The sequence below is a fragment of the Acetobacter sp. genome (genome assembly GCF_047723915.1).
Classification (GTDB): Bacteria; Pseudomonadota; Alphaproteobacteria; order Acetobacterales; family Acetobacteraceae; genus Acetobacter.
The window spans coordinates 1-14780 of sequence record NZ_JBDOBQ010000032.1; the positions used below are offsets into that span (position 1 = coordinate 1).

General features: G+C 62.4%; 13 protein-coding genes and 1 tRNA gene. 5 read left to right on the top strand and 9 right to left on the bottom strand.

The genetic code is table 11. The annotated features are described in order from the left end of the window. Window positions 1-170 precede the first annotated feature (170 nt). The 6 genes from ABF990_RS13145 to ABF990_RS13170 form a co-directional block, all read right to left on the bottom strand. Entirely contained in the window at window positions 171-2573 is a 2403-nt protein-coding gene (locus tag ABF990_RS13145) for a mechanosensitive ion channel domain-containing protein (RefSeq protein ID WP_415500257.1), read from the bottom strand. Between the two features lie 230 nt (window positions 2574-2803). Further along, the gene (gene msrQ, locus ABF990_RS13150; protein WP_415500256.1) at window positions 2804-3508 is read right to left on the bottom strand and encodes a protein-methionine-sulfoxide reductase heme-binding subunit MsrQ; all 705 of its coding nucleotides are present in this window, start codon (window positions 3506-3508) and stop codon (window positions 2804-2806) included. Between the two features lie 4 nt (window positions 3509-3512). Next, window positions 3513-4448, bottom strand: a complete 936-nt coding sequence (gene msrP / locus ABF990_RS13155) for a protein-methionine-sulfoxide reductase catalytic subunit MsrP (RefSeq protein WP_415500255.1) — start codon at window positions 4446-4448, stop codon at window positions 3513-3515. Between the two features lie 176 nt (window positions 4449-4624). Next, window positions 4625-4768, bottom strand: coding sequence for a hypothetical protein (locus ABF990_RS13160; RefSeq protein ID WP_415500254.1), 144 nt, complete (start codon window positions 4766-4768; stop codon window positions 4625-4627). A gap of 93 nt (window positions 4769-4861) precedes the next feature. Beyond that, window positions 4862-5686, bottom strand: a complete 825-nt coding sequence (locus ABF990_RS13165; protein WP_415492206.1) for an ABC transporter ATP-binding protein — start codon at window positions 5684-5686, stop codon at window positions 4862-4864. A 28-nt stretch (window positions 5687-5714) separates the two neighbouring features. Further along, window positions 5715-6500: an MlaE family ABC transporter permease gene (locus tag ABF990_RS13170; protein ID WP_415492201.1), complete on the bottom strand. Its 786-nt coding sequence runs from the start codon at window positions 6498-6500 to the stop codon at window positions 5715-5717. Between the two features lie 218 nt (window positions 6501-6718). Here ABF990_RS13170 and radA point away from each other — a divergent pair, with 218 nt between their 5' ends. Then, entirely contained in the window at window positions 6719-8110 is a 1392-nt protein-coding gene (radA, locus tag ABF990_RS13175; protein ID WP_415500253.1) for a DNA repair protein RadA, read from the top strand. Window positions 8111-8280: 170 nt separating this feature from the next. Here radA and ABF990_RS13180 read toward each other — a convergent pair whose 3' ends face one another. After that, window positions 8281-9360, bottom strand: coding sequence for a hypothetical protein (locus tag ABF990_RS13180; protein ID WP_415500252.1), 1080 nt, complete (start codon window positions 9358-9360; stop codon window positions 8281-8283). A 422-nt stretch (window positions 9361-9782) separates the two neighbouring features. On the opposite strand from ABF990_RS13180, the gene ABF990_RS13185 reads away from it, so the two are divergent. Together ABF990_RS13185 and ABF990_RS13190 are read left to right on the top strand one after the other, a co-directional pair. Then, window positions 9783-9856: transfer RNA gene (locus ABF990_RS13185), tRNA-Gly, on the top strand. 262 nt (window positions 9857-10118) lie between these two features. After that, a complete protein-coding gene (locus ABF990_RS13190) occupies window positions 10119-11522 on the top strand; it encodes an amino acid permease (protein ID WP_415492199.1) in 1404 nt (467 codons plus the stop codon). A 264-nt stretch (window positions 11523-11786) separates the two neighbouring features. Here ABF990_RS13190 and ABF990_RS13195 read toward each other — a convergent pair whose 3' ends face one another. Then, the gene (locus ABF990_RS13195; protein ID WP_415492198.1) at window positions 11787-12470 is read right to left on the bottom strand and encodes a YoaK family protein; all 684 of its coding nucleotides are present in this window, start codon (window positions 12468-12470) and stop codon (window positions 11787-11789) included. 572 nt (window positions 12471-13042) lie between these two features. Here ABF990_RS13195 and ABF990_RS13200 point away from each other — a divergent pair. Further along, window positions 13043-13477 carry a DUF2501 domain-containing protein gene (locus ABF990_RS13200; RefSeq protein WP_415492197.1) on the top strand — a complete coding sequence of 145 codons (435 nt, stop codon included), beginning with the start codon at window positions 13043-13045 and terminating at the stop codon, window positions 13475-13477. A gap of 187 nt (window positions 13478-13664) precedes the next feature. Here the strand turns inward: ABF990_RS13200 and ABF990_RS13205 are convergent, their stop codons facing one another. Continuing rightward, a complete protein-coding gene (locus ABF990_RS13205; RefSeq protein ID WP_415492196.1) occupies window positions 13665-13919 on the bottom strand; it encodes a DUF1653 domain-containing protein in 255 nt (84 codons plus the stop codon). Between the two features lie 54 nt (window positions 13920-13973). On the opposite strand from ABF990_RS13205, the gene ABF990_RS13210 reads away from it, so the two are divergent. Then, window positions 13974-14624: a hypothetical protein gene (locus ABF990_RS13210; protein WP_415492195.1), complete on the top strand. Its 651-nt coding sequence runs from the start codon at window positions 13974-13976 to the stop codon at window positions 14622-14624. Window positions 14625-14780 lie beyond the last annotated feature (156 nt).

Below are 14780 nucleotides of genomic sequence, written 5' to 3' on the forward strand. Positions count from 1 at the left end.
CCGGCGTTTGGCGCTGGCCCCCCCCACCCCCCCCCCGGGGGGGGGGGGGGCGGGGGGGGGCCGGCCCCCCCCCCCCCCCCGGGCCCCCCCCCGCCCCCCCCCCCCCGCCGGGGCGGGGGGGGCGGGACCGGGATCAGGGGCTGGGTAGGGGCCGGGAATAAGGTGGCGGATCAGGGCCGGGGCATCTGGCGCACCATGACGGGAATGTCATGGTCCTGGAACGCCTGCCAGATGGCGAACAGCGCCGTGCTGCGCGCAACCTTGAGATCGAGCCCGTCGCGGGCCTTGGCGCTGCCGGTAATGGAGGCGGACCCGTCGGCCACGGCCGTCATGCTCACGGTGGGGGGCGTATCGGCCTCCACCGCGTCGCACTCGCCCAGTGTCGTGGTCATGACCTCCATGGCTTTTTGCAGGTCGGAGGCGAAGGGCAGGTCCAGCACGATGGTGAACACGCCGGGTTTTTGCGCCCGTGTCGCGTTCTTGACCGCCGATGTGATGAACTGCGAATTCGGCACGATCATGATGGATTTGTCATCGAGCTGGATATCGGTGGAACGAACGCTGATCCGCTCCACCTTGCCGGTCACACCGGCAATGGTCACGACATCGCCAATGGAGACCGGGCGTTCGGCCATGAGAATAATGCCCGAGACAAAATTCTGCACGATGGATTGCAGGCCAAAGCCGATGCCGACCGACAGGGCGCTGACCACCCATGTCAGGCTCTGCACGGTCACGCCCAGAATGGACAGCGCGCCAAGCCCGATCAAAATCCAGGCCGCGTAGCTGAGAATGCTCAGGATAGAGGCCTGCGCCCCGATATCCAGCCGGGTGGTGGGAAAATACCTGTGGCTGAACCAGGATTTGAGAATTTTCAGCCCGTAGTGGCCCGCAACGAACAGCCCCACGCACAGCAGTATGGCGTCGAGCGAGACATGGCTGCTGGCGGCGCTGTCCGTGCCATGGAACATCAGGTAAAGCTGGTTCCATATCTGGTCGGGATCGAAATTCGCGCCGCTGGTGGCAATCGCATAGGCCACGACCAGCAACAGCACGTTGGCCATGCCGGGAACGACCACACAGGCCTGGTTGACCAGGCGCGCGGGCAGCCCCAGTTCCACCAGCCGCCTGCCCAGCCGCGCATGGGACGTAAACAGGGTGCCCGCCACGGTGCCGATCAGGACAGAAATCAGAAACAGACCGCACAGGCTTATGCTCATGATGCTCAGCCATGAAACGAGCATGTACCCCAGCGGCACATAGCCCAGCACCACGGCCGAACAGCACAGGACGGCAACTCCCATGGCGGCGCTTTTCGCAAATTCCGCCAGCGGGGCGCTGGTTTCATCATCGGAGGTGGAGACGGCCCTGCGCAGTTTGTGGGGCACCGCGAACAGCAGCGGGCTGACACACAGCGTGTAAAGCCCGTCCATGACCTGAACCGCCAGAAGCGAAAGGCCGCTATGGGTGTCCATGTAACGCAGCGCACCACGCACCAGCATGGCAATGGCCAGCCAGGTCGGGAACAGGCGCAGCCCCCGGGCCAGGTCGTCCGGCATGGAAAAAATCCGCCATTCCGGTCGGCGCGACAGCAGGCAGCGGCCCATTTCCAGCACGAACGCGCAAAGCGGTACCTGCACGCCTATCATGCCCGCAAGCAGCGCCAGGTCACCTTCGGCAGCCGGGTTGTCGAAGGCGAGCGTGTTCCAGACAATCTGGTAAAACAGGCTCCATGCCACAATGGCAACCACGGCGCACAGGGCCGTGGCGGCAATGGGCCGAATGGCGCCATGGGGCAGAAAGCGCAGGATCAGGCGGCGCAGCGGCCGGTGGCAGGCCAGCCACGCCGCCAGCAGCAGCAGCGCACCCGCAAGCCCCCCCAGCGTTACCAGCGTGCGCGAGCCGCTGCATGCAACCTTGACCGCCATGCCGGCCTGCTGGCCGAGATTATGCAGGCGAGCGCTGTCCGGGAGATAGGTCTGCGCAAGTCCGGACCAGAAATTGACCCCCAGGGGGGATGGGAAACGCTGCCATAACGTTGCCTGCTGGATGGCATTGCCATGCAGGCGCAGTTCGCTGAGCAACTGCCGCGCTTCGCTCTGGTAAAGCCGCAGCCGTGTCAGCCTTGCGGTTACGTCCTGCTGGCGGGCCAGCAGGGTTTTGCGCTGTTCGGCCAGGGACGGGGCTTCGGGCAGGTCGTCCTTGCCGGGAGGCTTGCCGAGAATATCGAGAAAATTCTGATACATGGCCTGATACGGCTTGATCCGGGCGATCAGCGTATCGACCTGGGTGGTCAGGGCTGTGGTGCGGCGCAACAGGCTGGCCAGATCGGCGGAGTCCACACCTGTTTCGTGTTCCTTGAGGCTGGTTGTGTAAATGGCGCGGATTTCCGCCCCCATGTCGTCCAGCATCTTGTCCGGAACGCTGTCCGAAACACTGGTGATAAAGGGTGCGGTTCCGGAGGCTGCCCCGGATGCCGGGCCGGAGACCGCGGAGGGGACTGTCGTCTGTTGCGTGGTGTCCGCCGCATGCCCCATGCCGGGGCATGTCATCAGGGTCAGTCCAGTCAGCATGCCAGCACATGCTGCTATAAGAACACGGATCGGGGATGGACGTTTCAAGCCTTGTACCTCAAGCATCATGGGGTCTGCCGCACGGCCCGGACAGGCGGAAGATTCCGGGGTTACCAGTCCTTTGGGGGTTACCAGTCCTTGGTAGGTGTAACGGCCGGGTTTTAAAAGAGGGTTTCCACACCATTGCGGGCAGGAGGCAAGGGGCAAGGCGCAGGCGGCTGGGTGCCGCCCTATGCGCGACGGGCCGCCCGCCACAGGGTGGCCGCCAGTCGCAGCGCCAGCAGCATGGCCCCGATCCCGACATAGACCAGTGCGTCCATATGCCATGTCTTGAACGCCATCAGAAAATGCACACAGGCCGCGACCAGCGCGACATAGACCAGACGGTGCAGGCGGCGCCAGTTGCGCCCCAGTGCGCGGATGGAGACCTTGTTGGACGTGGCGGCCAGCGGCAGCAGGGTGACAAGGGCCAGCATGCCGAAAATCAGGAACGGTCGTTTTGTCAGGTCACGATACAGGATCGCGAAGTCAAAGCGCAGGTCCAGCCCGATATAGGCTGCCACATGCATGACGGCATAGGCAAAGGCCAGCAGCCCCAGCATGCGCCGGTAGCGCACAAGATTGATGCCAGACAGGGCGCGGAGCGGGGTTACGGTAAGGGATGCCAGCAGAAAGCGGAAAGCCCACAACCCCAGTATATGCTCGAACGTGCGAACCGGGTCGGCCCCCAACTGGTTGCGCGCGCCCAGCCAGAACGCCCACGCCGCCGGGGCCAGCCCTGCAAGGTAGAGTACGGGGGGTATGGCTTTGCGGAACCCTGCCGGGCCGGGGGCGGCCCTTGTCCGCGCCCTGGTCTGTCCCTGGGGGCCTGTCTGCCTGCCGGTCTGTCTGCCGGTCTGGCTGCTGGTCTGCGTCTGGCGGTCTGCGGGTTGCATGGGCTTAGTAATAGCGGCGCAGGTCCATGCCCGCGTAAAGGGGGGCCACCTGTTCCGCATAGCCGTTGAACAGCCGCGTGGGCTGGCGGCGTTCGCCAAAAAAGCCGCCGCTGCCGATCACGCGTTCGCTGGCCTGGCTCCAGCGGGGGTGGTCCACCTCCGGGTTTACGTTGGCGTAAAACCCGTATTCATCCGGTGCCAGCCGGTTCCACGACGTTGGGGGCATGGTGTCGAGCAGGGTGATGGTCGTGATCGATTTGATACCCTTGAACCCGTATTTCCACGGCACGACAAGGCGGATGGGTGCGCCGTTCTGGTTGGGCAGAATATCGCCATACAGCCCGACGGCCAGCAGGGTGAGCGGGTGCATGGCCTCATCCAGCCGCAGCCCTTCCACGTATGGCCAGTCGATCGTGCCCGCCCCCATGGACTGGCCGGGCATTTCCTCCGGGCGCAGCACGGAGCGGAACGCCACATACCGGGCCGAGGACAGGATATCCGCCTCGCGCAGGATCTGGGCCAGCGGAATGCCGTCCCACGGGATGACCATGGACCATGCCTCGACACAGCGCATGCGGTAAATGCGGCTTTCGACCGTGTGTTTTGCAATCAGCGCATCGATATCGAGCGTGATCGGTTTTGCCACGGCGCCGTCTATGCGCACGGTCCATGGCCGGGGCTGGAACCGGCCCGAAAGTCGGGCGGGGTCTTCTTTCTCCAGCCCGAATTCGTAGAAATTGTTGTAATGCGTGACGGCGTCGAGCGGGGTCTGCGGCTCGGGGGCGTTGAAAGGGCCGGGGCGGGTCTGCAGCCCTGCCGCCCGTGCGGAGCCAGCCGCAATCATCCCGCCTGCTCCCGCCAGCAAGGAGCGGCGGTTCAGGTACGCGGCTTTGGGCGTGATCTCGCTGGCTGCGGGTTGTTCGAAGGAATATCTGGCCATAACACCCTGCCGTGCCGGTTGGTGTGGCGGGCGGTCATGGCCGGGACAGCCCGCGTTACCTTACGACCATACAGCATAATCGTGTCATGCGGGTAAAAATGACGCGGCAGGGCGTATGCAGGGCTGACCGGCAGGCGGTGCCCGTAGGTCAGAAAAAACCAGCGGTGCCGCGCCGATCAGGTGCCGTTGGATTGCAGGTGGTCGCGGTAGCCCAGCGGCTCCCATTGTGCCGGGGTGCCCAGGTGGGACGGCGGTTTATGGAACATCCCGCAAGCGCCAAGGCCAAGGGCGCAGGCCAGCAGCAGAACCGCACGTGTCATTGTCTGTGTCATCCCCACTTCAAGTCGAATGCTTCTATCTCACTCGTTGCCATTGCGGGCAAGAAAAGAGTGGCAGCCGGGAACGGCCGGGCCCTAGCGCCGCAGTTCCATGGCAATGGGGCCTTCGCGGCGGCCATGGGTAAACTGGTCCACATAGGGGTTGCCGCTGTCCATGAGCGCGGTGGCTGGCCCCTGCCAGATCAGCCTGCCCCGGTAGAGCATGGCCGCTTCATCCCCGATCCGCTGGGCGGATGCCATGTCATGGGTAATGGCGATTGCGGTCGAGCCGAGTTTTTTCACGCAGTCCACGATCAGCCCGTCAATGACCGCCCCCATGATCGGGTCCAGCCCGGTTGTGGGTTCGTCAAAAAACAGGATATCCGGCTGCGCGGCGATGGCCCGCGCCAGCCCCACGCGCTTTTGCATGCCGCCCGAAAGTTCAGACGGGTAAAGGTCGCCCACCGACGGGTCCAGCCCCACCTGGGCCAGAATGGTGCCCGCATGGGCATGGGCATCCCTGCGGCTGAGCTTGTTGCGGGCCAGCAGCCCGAAGGTCACGTTCTCCCAGACCGGCAGGCTGTCGAACAGCGCACCGTTCTGGAACAGCATGCCCACCTCGTTGCGCAGGGCGTCGCGCCGGTGGGCGGGTGCGTTCAGTACGTCCTCACCGTCGATTTCGATACTGCCGGCGTCTGGCGTCATCAGCCCCAGAATACAGCGCAGCAGCACCGACTTGCCGCTGCCCGAACCGCCGATAACGACAAAGGACGTACCCTGCGCGACATCGAGCGACACGCCATCGAGCACTTTCTTGTCCCCGAAGGCCTTGTGCAGGTCGCGGATGCGGATCTTGGGCGGGGCAGCGGCGGTGCCATTCGGGGTGCCGGGTCGTGTACCAGCGGGCGTGCCAGGGGTCATGGTGCGTGGGCCATCCGTATGCGGCATGTCAGTGTGAGAAGAACAGGTCCGTGATCAGGTAGTCGAACGCCAGGAGCAGGATGGAGGCCGCAACCACGGCCGCCGTGGTAGCCGAGCCCACGCCCTGTGCGCCCCCTTTGCTGTTATACCCGTGGTAGCAGCCCATAAGGGCGATCAGGAAGCCGAACAGGGCCGCCTTGACCAGCCCCACGCTGACATCCTCGAACTTCACGGCGTTCAGGGTGGCGGTAATATAGGCGGGCGGTGAAAAACCAAGTTTGACCACCGCAACCATAAAACCCCCGGCCACCCCCAGCACGTCAGCGATCAGCACCAGCAGGGGCAGGGCGACAAGTCCCGCCAGCAGGCGCGGCGCCACCAGATATTTCATGGGGTTGGTGGACAGGGTGGACAGCGCGTCGATCTGGTCTGTCACGCGCATGGTGCCGATCTGGGCCGCCATGGCGGCCCCCACGCGCCCGGCCACCATAAGACCGGCCAGAACAGGCCCCAGTTCCCGTGTGACCGCCAGCACCACGATGCCCGCAATGGCGCTCTGGGCATGGTACTGCGCAAACCCCGTATAGGATTGCAGGGCAATGACCCCGCCCGAGAAAATGGCTGTCAGGGCGACAACGGGCAGGGAGAAAAAACCCGTCTCGACAAAGCAGGTCAGGAAGACGCGCGCATGAAAGGGCGGCCGCACGATGTGCGAAAGCCCTTCCAGCGCGAACAGCGCCAGGGCGCCGGCTGCACGTATGAAAGAAAGTGTGGCCCGGCCTATGCCGGCCACGAGATCAAGCACCATGTCCATAGGGCTGAACTGTCTGCTCCTGCTGGTGGGGGTGGCTGCACCCCCGAACGCGTTACCGAGCCGTAACCCCTCATGCCGGGTTCGTCAAAGCATGTCATGGAACGCACGCGCGCCAATGCCCGGGTGGGGTTGAGTTTGTTCCCGTTTTATTCCAGATCAGGGAACAGCCATGTCGCGCGGAACACAGGTTGCGGCGGGCGTAAAAGGGGAAAGCAGTCTTGGCCAGAAAACCGACCCGCCAGTACGTATGCAGGGCCTGTGGGGCTGTCCACGCCAAGTGGGTGGGCCAGTGCGAGGGCTGCGGAGAATGGAACACGCTGGAGGAAATGCCGCTCGAACCGCTGGCGGCCTCTTCCGTCTCGTCACGTGCGGGGGGCGGGCGGCGTGTCCGGCTGGAGGAACTGCAGGGCCAGGTGCAGCCGCCGCCGCGTGTGCATTCGGGTATTGCCGAACTCGACCGCGTGCTGGGCGGAGGATTCGTACCGGCGTCCGTCGTGCTGGTCGGGGGCGATCCGGGTATTGGCAAGTCTACCCTGCTGTTGCAGGCGGCCAGCCGGTTGGCGGGACAGGGCGAGCGGGTGCTCTATATTTCGGGCGAAGAGGCGGTGGACCAGATTCGCCTGCGCGCCCAGCGGCTTGGTGTGGGTCAGGCCAAGCTGGAACTGGCGGCCTCGATCAATGTGGCCGATATTATAGCGACTCTGGACAGCGAACCCGACGTGCGGGCTGTGGTGATCGATTCCATCCAGACCATGTGGCTCGAAACCGTGGAAAGTGCCCCCGGCACCGTCTCGCAGGTGCGGGCCTGCGCGTTCGAACTGATCCGGGCGGCCAAGCGGCGGGGATTCTGTCTGGTGCTGGTGGGCCACGTGACCAAGGAGGGGGCTCTGGCCGGTCCGCGTGTGCTCGAACACATGGTGGATGCCGTCATGTATTTCGAAGGCGATCGCGGCCACCAGTTCCGTATTCTGCGCGCCGCCAAGAACCGTTACGGCGCGACCGACGAAATTGGCGTTTTTGCCATGACCGATCGCGGGCTGGAGGAAGTCAGCAATCCTTCCGCCCTGTTCCTGGCCGAACGGCGGGGCAATATCGCGGGGTCTGCCGTATTCGCGGGGCTGGAGGGCACGCGCCCCGTCCTGCTGGAGGTGCAGGCCCTGCTGTCCCCCAAAGGGGGAGATGGCGCGCCCCGCCGTGCCGTGGTGGGCTGGGACAGCGGGCGGCTGGCCATGCTGCTGGCCGTGCTGGAAACGCGGTGCGGGCTCAAGCTTTCTGGCATGGATGTGTATCTCAACGTGGCGGGGGGGCTCAAGGTGGCCGAACCCGCGGCGGATCTGGCGGTGGCGGCGGCCCTGGTCTCGGCCGCGACCGGCGTGCCCACCAATTCCGGCGAGGTGTATTTTGGCGAGGTGGGCCTGTCGGGCGAAATCCGCCAGGTGGCACAGGCCGACGCCCGACTGAAAGAGGCGGCCAAGCTGGGCTTTACGCAGGCGGTCCTGCCCCGTCGCATTGCCCGCGGCAACGCCCGGACCCGCCCGCCCGAAGGGCTGGGCCTACGCGAACTGGGCCATATTTCAGACCTGATCAGCCCCGAGGCGGAGGCCGACTGAGCAGGACGGTTCCCAACGGCTTGTCGTGAGCGACGACAGCTGATGTCCGAGACGGGTTGGACGGCAGCGGGAACAGTTTATTCCAGCCTATTATGAGGACGTTGCGATATTTCGGGGTTGTTTTGGTAAAAAAAGTGTTGGATCTCATTTTCGGTGGAAAATCAGCTCGATCATGCCGTTTCAGTTGGCTGGCGGATTAAAGAGGGCGCTTCACATTTCGCTTTAATGGTCTCGGTTAGCAAATCGGAAAAATTACGTACCGCAGGTTTCATAAGCGCCCATGCCGCATCCACTCGGCGCACATATTCCCAAACGGCATTCTCTTTCATATAGCGTCCGTAGTCATATACGCCTGCATCAAATTCGGCCTGCGCCTCGATTTTAAGGGCGGCATCGGCAAGAGGCCTCAATGTATCCAACAAGTTTATCAATGGTTGTTTTAAATCTTCCATCACGTTCACACGGAGAAATGCGGAATTTTTGGGATGAGGAATAGCCAAACGGCTAATATTCGCTGATGATGCATTTACGACGAGACACCCTCTCTCCAATCCCATGTAAAATAATCGCAGGCATTTTGCGTCAAGATCTTGTAACGAGATATCGTGTCGCAACGGGTCAGCAGACCCTTCACCGTAAAAGTGAGAGGGTGCGGAATCATAGGTCATATCCGAGGCATAAAATGCAATCTGACTAAAAGGGAATGCTTCAATTGCCATGTAACCTGCGGCTAGGGCCATTGTCGCTCCACAAAAAAGTATACCGCCATGCTGAACCATTGCCGGGTAATATTGCGGGCTTGACCGTCCCAAGCGTGCTAAACTGATAGCATCGGGCTTCCGCTCCAAAGGCAAGTCGTCACTATAAATTAATGCGTCATATTTTGGGACTGCGCGCCAGGCATTGTTAATAACCCAAACAATTGTGGTAGGACCGAGCAGTTGGTGAGCGGTTGGTGCGGCAGGACCGCTCCCAATGATAGCCACCGTTTTATGAATTTCTGAAGAACTTAACCGATCTTCAAAAACCGGAGAGAAATATTTTTTCATTTCTAAACTCCTCGACCGCTTCCAAGGAACGGTTCGCTGGATAAAATCTTTATGTGATGTGTTATCTGTTTCTTGGAATCTTGCAATGATGTCATTGCAAGAGGCAACATTATTGTAATCACTACCTGCTATCGCTCCAGCGTGTGTCGTCAGTGAGAGGATAGATATTACGGTGGGGACTTGTGTTTTTGTTTGATCCATGAAACGCTTTTAGTAAATTAGGTGAATGCGGCAGCAGGCTTCGAGTGAAGGACGGTAGCCCGGATAAAAGGTCTTCTCTCCGGTCGTGACGGTCATGTTGAGGGAACGGTTGCGGATATCGTCTGTTTATCGACGCTCTGCCCCATAGGTCTCGCAAAGGTTATCATTAAGCTGAAAACCAACCTTCCCCGTTACCGTTCAAGGCGCCACAGTCATTATCTGCCTTAACTTCAAGATCAAGCCGTAGTGTGTATGGCGTTTTTTGAGGGCGTGGGAAACCCAAGGGAGAAATCTCTCGCCAGCCTTTCTGGCTGACTTTGGATACAGTTCCTTAACCTTTGAAGTGCGTGGTGACGTGAAAAGCGGATTAGGTGCATTGCAACCGGTCGGGCATGGCGCTATAGTCCGCCGCGTTCGGATACGCGGATGTAGTTCAATGGTAGAACGGCAGCTTCCCAAGCTGCATACGGGGGTTCGATTCCCCTCATCCGCTCCAACGCTTCCCTGATTTTTTAAAACGTCGTTATTCCCCGCCTGTGCTGTGCGGGACAGTGCTGTCATGCCATGGCGTGTCAGCGCGTAGTCGTCTGGAAAATAACGGCAAATGTCATTCCGGCGGGCAGGGTGGGGCTGTGTCGTCCGCCCGTTTTGCCCGCGCCGGACCGCGTTTTATGTTCGCGCAGGCAGGGAGCGATTTCCCTGATCGTTACGTTTGAGGTATGTTCCGCATACGGTCAACACGAACGATAGGACATCCCATGGCTGAACCAGGTGGCGCTACCGTGGACAAGCAGGTGGCGGGACTACGGAACCGGCACATTGCCATGATCTCTCTGGGGGGGACCATCGGGGCCGGTCTGTTCGTGGGCAGCAGTGCCGCCATAGCCGCGACCGGGCCTGCCGTGGTGCTGGCCTATCTGCTGGTGGGCGGGCTGGTGGTGCTGGTCATGCGCATGCTGGGCGAAATGGTGGTGGCCGATCCGGGGCGCGGGTCCTTTGTGGAATACATTCGCGCAGCCCATGGCGACCGGCTGGGTTTTACCGCCGGGTGGCTGTACTGTTTTTTCTGGATCGTGGCATTGGGGAGCGAGGCCATAGCCGGTGCCATCCTGTTGCGCGACTGGATCAACCTGCCGGTCTGGCTGCTGTCCATCCTGATTATCGCCGTGCTCAAGGCCGTTAATTTCGCGGCTCCGCGTATTTTTGGCGAATGCGAGTTCTGGCTGTCCACCATCAAGGTTGTCAGTATTGTGGCGTTTGTCGTGCTGTCGGCCCTTTATGTCGGGCATGTGTTCGGGCCGGGGGTTGCGGTTACGCATAACGTGTTCGGGCATGGCGGCTTTTTCCCCTATGGCTCGCTTGCGGTCATGTCCATCGTGCCCACCATCATGTTCAGCATGATCGGGGCGGAAATCGCCACCGTTGCAGCGGCGGAATCGCCCGAGCCGCATAAAAGCATCGCCCGTGTCACGCGCAGCCTGGGGCTGAGGGTGACGCTGTTCTATGTCATGGCCATCAGCATGATTCTGATCGTGGTGCCGTGGTCCGACGTGGTGGGTGGCCAGTCCCCCTTTGTCGCGGCCATGGATGTCATGGGCGTGCCGGGCGCGGGGCTTATGATGCGCATTGTCGTGCTCAGCGCCATTCTGTCATGCCTGAATTCCTGCCTGTACATTACCTCGCGCGTGCTGACGGAACTGGCGAGCCGGGGTGACGCTCCGGCCATTCTGGCCCGCCGTGCCGCATCTGGCGCGCCACGTGCGGCCATTGCCTTCAGCGGGATTGCGGGCACGCTGGTGGCGTTTTCATCCATCCTTGCGCCCAATACCATTTTCGTTTTTCTGCTGAGCTGTAGCGGCGGGGTTATTCTGGTTATCTACACCCTGATCGTGACCGCCTATATCGTGTCGCGCAACAAGGCCCGCCGCACCGGGCGCGAAGCCGGACATTACACGCTGCCCCTGTTCCCGCTGTGCAATTACGCAACACTGGGCGGGGCGGGGCTGGTGTTTCTGGCCATGTTCTTCAACGCCGACCAGCGCATGACGGCCCTTGCCTCTCTTGCGACATCGCTTGCGTGTTACGCGCTGGGTTCGTTCTTTATCGGCCGCCGCGAGGCCCGCCACGCGGAGCCCGAAAGCTGGGCGAAGCAGAAGGCGTAAGCCTGCCCGCAAGACCATCGGGCCTACTCGCGGGCCTACTCGGTTGGCAGGTTTTCTCCATCGGGGTTTGCCGGTGGCGGGTGCCATTTACAGGCGGCGGCGGGCGATATGTCAGTCCTGCTGGGCCGGGGTAAGAAACCTGCGTTTGTTCGGGCCAGTGTTCGGCCAGCACGGGTTTTGATATCGCGGGTGCCATTGCCCACCGTACCGGGGCGGTTGCGCATTTATGCGGGGTGCAGGAGCGCGGTCGTGCGTGGTACGCGATCAGGTAATGCTCATGCGGTCGAGCCGTGTCAGCAATGCGGCCGGGCGCGCGTGCAGCAGCAGTCCCGCCGCCAGGACGATAATGCTTGCCCCGGCTATTCCCTCGGCCACGCTCTGGCGCGAGACCAGCGTGCCCATCAGCGCGCCCAGGAACAGGGCGCCAATCGCGGCTTTCCTGCGCCAGTGACCGGCATTGTCGCCTCCTGCGGCGGTGCTGTTATGCGCAAGTCCGTGCAGCACGACCGTTGCCGCGGGCAATGTCATGTCCGGCAGTTGCGCATGCCGGGTGGCGGATGTCTGCAACCCCATGGTGAGCGAAAGCAGCCCCAGCGTAATGTAGGTGTTGCCCGGCAGGTCGCACGACCAGATCCAGGCTGTCAGCCCCATAAGGCAGCCTACGCCCAGCAGAATGTCGCCAATGACAAGCCGGGTGGCGCGTTTGCGCCGGACGATGCGGCCTCCGACCAGCGCACCGAGGTAAAAACAGCCGATCGCCTCGAATCCGGACAGCACAATCGCCTGGGATGTGGCGATATTGGCGGCAATAAGAATGATGCTTGCCGTCAGATAGCCTGCGAACATCTTGAGGTGCAGGAGCGATATGGCATCCAGCATTCCCATGGCCATGGTAACCAGCAGAATGGCGACAACCAGTCGCGCGTCATGTCCCTTGCGGGTGGTCATGCTTTCTCCGGGCGGCATGAAAAGCCGAGTACAAACGACAGGGTTGAAAACCTATCACGGTTTGTCATAACAAGACATATACGTTGCCGGGATATCATGTGTCATACCGGTCACGTCTGAGACACCGGCACGGCACACACGGCCAGGCTGCGGTTTTGCCTTGTCGCGCCATTATCACCATATCGTGATAGTCGGCAATGCAACGTATGCGCATACCTGCCCTGGGTTGCTATAACATCGCCCCTAGACCCTTGAAGGCAAAGGCATTAGCCGCTGCCACAGCGCCCTCTGGCGGGTGGGGGCAGCCCCGGTGGATCAAGAAAGCCGAGATGGCATCACGATATTTTTGGCAGCCCTGTCTGCGCTGGTGGCCAGGGGCGGGGGCGTGCCGCGCGCGCGCGTCACGGGTGGCGCGGTCGGCCCCGGGGGGATCACGGGTCGCGGCATGGGGCATGCAAGGTGGAATTGCCGTGCCGCAATGGTCAGCCATGTGCTTTGCGCGCAAGGGAGCAGCTTGATCTTTGGGCGGGTTACAGGCCAGTTTGGCGCATATTCCGCGAGGGAGATTCTGAATGAAACTTATTGCAGTACGTGCCCTGTCGGCGCTTGCTCTGACCACTACCCTGCTGGCTGGCGCTCCGGTGCTTGCCCACGCGCAGGAAGACGCCACCATCACGGGCGCACGGGCGGGCGACACGTCTGGCTTGTCCACGGTGGACCCGTCTGATCTCGTAGCGTCCATCGACCCGGCGGAAAATGCCGGGCTGCTGAACTACTGCGTGCAGAACGAATATGTTGATTACGACGACGCGTTCCACACCCTGCAGGAATACGTCAAGAAAACCAACGCTGTGCCGGATGGCGCCGAAGGCAACATGTTCTATGCGATCGGTTCTGCCGGTCAGATCCGTGTCAAGGACAAGATCTACACCGTTGCCATGGCAACGCTGCCGATCCGCCAGAAGACCTGCAAGGTCGTTCTGGCACGGGCCAAGGCATCCCTCTAACAGCCCGGTATAAGCACGCTCTGGGGCCAGTCCCCGGGGCGTGTTCAGCCACGGCGCAGAAAAGGCCAGTCACCGCAGGGTGGCTGGCCTTTTCTGTATCCGCCATACGGGGCCCGGCCCGCCCCGGCTCATGTACCCGCGTGGCACAGGCCGGGTGTGGCCTTGGCGCGGTTGTCCGCGCCTGTGTTCAGCTTTTGGCGGCAGATGGTTCGACCGGCGCAAAGCGGGGGGCGCCATCGACCTGTTCGCACCACATGGCCAGCGGCCTTGCCCAGTAGTCCTGCCGGGCTTCGGAACGGTAGATCACCAGCCATTCCTCGGTCTCGCTATGGCGTGCGGTATGCAGCACGGTATAGAATCCTCCCTTGTAATGACGGTACAGCCCGGGGCGCGGGTGCTCCGGCTCAGGCGTGGGATTGCGCGGGGCGTCAGCTCTGGTCATGATCGGTCCTTGCGGATGGGTCCGGCAGGTTGGTTGGGGGATAAGGAGCCTTTTGTGACGTATCGTCGTGTTATGCGCCAGAGCATGGGGCAAAAATGGAGCCGGGCGGCACAGGCCGCCCTTTTGCGCAGCCCGGTCGTGGGGTATGCGGTCCTGCGCACAGGCCTTGGCCTGGCTGTTCTTGCGGCGGGGGTGGCGCCTGTGGCGCATGCGCGTGTCAGGGCCCCGGCCCCTGCCGCACATGGTTCGGTGGAGGTGGCGCTGTCCAGCCAGCCGGGCAGCCCGCTGGACGCCCAGGCCCGCGACCTGAACGCGGATGATCTGGCGACGGCGCGCAGGCACCACGAAAAACCACTGGTCATGATCGGCTCCGCCCCCCTGTCCACCAACGGAAAAAGCATGGGCCTGTTCGTGCAGGTGCAGTCGGCCAGCCTGTGCGGTTCGGCCGGGTGTTCGACGGATGTGTATCTCCAGCAGGGGAACGGGTGGAAAAAGGTGCTGGATTCGGTCAGCGGGCCGATCCGCCTGCTGGCGACCACCCATGGCGGCATGCGCGATATTCTGGTCGATGGGTCGGACCGCTGGGTCTGGCGGCACAATACCTATGTCGATACGCTGGCCGCGCCGGATGTACCGGGTCTTAAGGCCTCGGTCGAGAAGCATCAGGCCGCCATGCGCGCCGGCACCCACGCTGCGGGCCCCTGAACCCGCAGCACAGACCTGACCGTAAAGACCCGGCCGTAAAAGGCCGTCCGCACGGATAGCTGGCCGCACGGATAGCGGGGCGCGCAGATAGTTGGTCGCGAAGACCTGGCCGTCAGATTGCGGGCCGTCGGATCTGGTCGTCAGACCGGGACGGCG

Coding starts and splice junctions, on each gene's coding strand:
- ABF990_RS13145 (WP_415500257.1), bottom strand. CDS start 2,573: ATGCTGACTGGACTGACCCTGATGACATGCCCCGGCATGGGGCATGCG.
- msrQ (WP_415500256.1), bottom strand. CDS start 3,508: ATGCAACCCGCAGACCGCCAGACGCAGACCAGCAGCCAGACCGGCAGA.
- msrP (WP_415500255.1), bottom strand. CDS start 4,448: ATGGCCAGATATTCCTTCGAACAACCCGCAGCCAGCGAGATCACGCCC.
- ABF990_RS13160 (WP_415500254.1), bottom strand. CDS start 4,768: ATGACACGTGCGGTTCTGCTGCTGGCCTGCGCCCTTGGCCTTGGCGCT.
- ABF990_RS13165 (WP_415492206.1), bottom strand. CDS start 5,686: ATGACCCCTGGCACGCCCGCTGGTACACGACCCGGCACCCCGAATGGC.
- ABF990_RS13170 (WP_415492201.1), bottom strand. CDS start 6,500: ATGGACATGGTGCTTGATCTCGTGGCCGGCATAGGCCGGGCCACACTT.
- ABF990_RS13180 (WP_415500252.1), bottom strand. CDS start 9,360: ATGGATCAAACAAAAACACAAGTCCCCACCGTAATATCTATCCTCTCA.
- ABF990_RS13190 (WP_415492199.1), top strand. CDS start 10,119: ATGGCTGAACCAGGTGGCGCTACCGTGGACAAGCAGGTGGCGGGACTA.
- ABF990_RS13195 (WP_415492198.1), bottom strand. CDS start 12,470: ATGACCACCCGCAAGGGACATGACGCGCGACTGGTTGTCGCCATTCTG.
- ABF990_RS13200 (WP_415492197.1), top strand. CDS start 13,043: ATGAAACTTATTGCAGTACGTGCCCTGTCGGCGCTTGCTCTGACCACT.
- ABF990_RS13205 (WP_415492196.1), bottom strand. CDS start 13,919: ATGACCAGAGCTGACGCCCCGCGCAATCCCACGCCTGAGCCGGAGCAC.